The 1,481-nt window shown below is 44.7% G+C and carries 3 protein-coding genes; 2 read left to right on the forward strand and 1 reads right to left on the reverse strand.

Features of this window, described 5'->3' with window-relative positions; translation table 11 throughout:
* Positions 1 to 255 (reverse strand): hypothetical protein (locus tag Q0605_RS00520; RefSeq protein ID WP_298703307.1); only part of this gene is annotated, 255 nt, incomplete at its 3' end.
* A gap of 73 nt (positions 256 to 328) precedes the next feature.
* Between Q0605_RS00520 and Q0605_RS00525 the strand changes: the two genes are divergently transcribed.
* Together Q0605_RS00525 and Q0605_RS00530 are read left to right on the forward strand one after the other, a co-directional pair.
* Positions 329 to 1,117 (forward strand): phage antirepressor KilAC domain-containing protein, encoded by a 789-nt coding sequence (locus tag Q0605_RS00525; RefSeq protein WP_298703309.1) that lies wholly within the window; start codon positions 329 to 331, stop codon positions 1,115 to 1,117.
* On the forward strand, positions 1,114 to 1,481 hold a 368-nt coding region (locus tag Q0605_RS00530; protein WP_298703311.1), incomplete at its 3' end, for a helix-turn-helix domain-containing protein. The genes Q0605_RS00525 and Q0605_RS00530, both read left to right, overlap by 4 nt.

The following is a 1,481-nucleotide window of genomic DNA, read 5'->3' on the forward strand; positions in this document are numbered from 1 at the left end:
CGATGAATCGCTATCTAGTCCTATCCAGTCTGCTATAGCATTATTGGGTACTTGTATTACAAACAGTCCATCGTTTTCGTCGATTACTAGCGCTAATTTGTCGACAACTTGTTTAAGACTTAAATTCGCTGTGATAATCCAAAGTGATTTTAGGCAGCGGCACGCATCGCCCAACTCTTCTATAGCTTTGTATAAAGCATCGTAGGCCTGATCTTCTTCGCGTAGATCATAAGAGATGATGAAAGTATTCATCATAATAGCTCCTTGTGTTGAAATGCAAATAAATTATATCGCAAGGGGCTTTTAGGATGAATAAAAAGGAGAATAAATGAACCTAGAAATTTTTAAAAAAGACAACTTCGAGATCAGGGTTGCGGTAGATGAGAAAAACGAGCCGCTGTTTTGTTTGAACGACGTATGTAGGGCTCTAGACATTTCAGACCCTAAGCAGGTAAGAGATGCGATAAATACGGAGTTTGAAAAGGAGGGGGTATTTTATACCTACCCCTTTGAACCTGCAGGCGGCATACAAAATTTCACGATGATAACCGAGCCGCAGTTGTATTTCGTGCTAATGCGAAGCAACAAACACAACGCGAAGCCGTTTAGAATGTGGGTAAATAACGAAATTTTGCCCGCCATCCGCAAGCACGGCGGCTATTTGACACCCGCAAAGATCGAGGAAGTGCTAAACGACCCCGACACCATCATAGCCCTAGCCCAAAACCTCAAAGCCGAGCGCGCTAAAAGAGAGCAGCTCGAAGCCGAAAAGGCGGCGAACGCGGGATATGTGAGCTTTGCCAAATCGGTCGAGGCTAGCGTCGATAGCATCCTGATCGGCAACTACGCCAAGCTGCTAAGCAACAGAAGGGGCATATCGATAGGGCAGAATAGACTATTTGATTTCCTGCGCGCTAGCGGTTATCTCATCAGCGGAGGCGCGCGCCATAACGTGCCGTATCAGAAATACATAGAAAACGGCTATTTCGAGGTCACGACGCAGACATTCGCGGGCTCAACCGGCACGCATCAAAAATTCACCACCAAAATCACTGGCGAGGGGCAGATAGCCCTTGCAGGAAAAATAGTCGAATACTTCAAAGGAGAGAGGATATGAGCGAAAATTTAAGCGGCGGATACGCTATCTGCTTCAATCAATGGCTTTTTGACGATAGGATAAAGTCTCAACTGCGCCTATTGCTTTTGATTGCGTCATTGTCGGCAAAAGAGGGCTATTGCTACGCCTCAAATCAATACCTAGCGGATAAATTTAAGACCACGCCCGAAAACATCTCGCGGCAAATCGGCATACTCAAAGACTACGGCTATATAAAAACCGAGGATGAAAAATTTGGTGCCGTAGTAACAAATAGAAAGATAAAAATAGTCGCGTTTGAAAATCTATCTACGTCAACCGCCGTTGATGAAAATGCTAACGCCGTTAACAAAAATGTTAACCGCGGATACCAAAAAGATCAACC

This window comes from uncultured Campylobacter sp. (assembly GCF_938017705.1).
GTDB lineage: Bacteria > Campylobacterota > Campylobacteria > Campylobacterales > Campylobacteraceae > Campylobacter_B.

Excerpts from the sequence above, each read along its gene's own strand:
- Q0605_RS00525 (WP_298703309.1), top strand. The coding sequence starts at position 329 with ATGAACCTAGAAATTTTTAAAAAAGACAACTTCGAGATCAGGGTTGCG.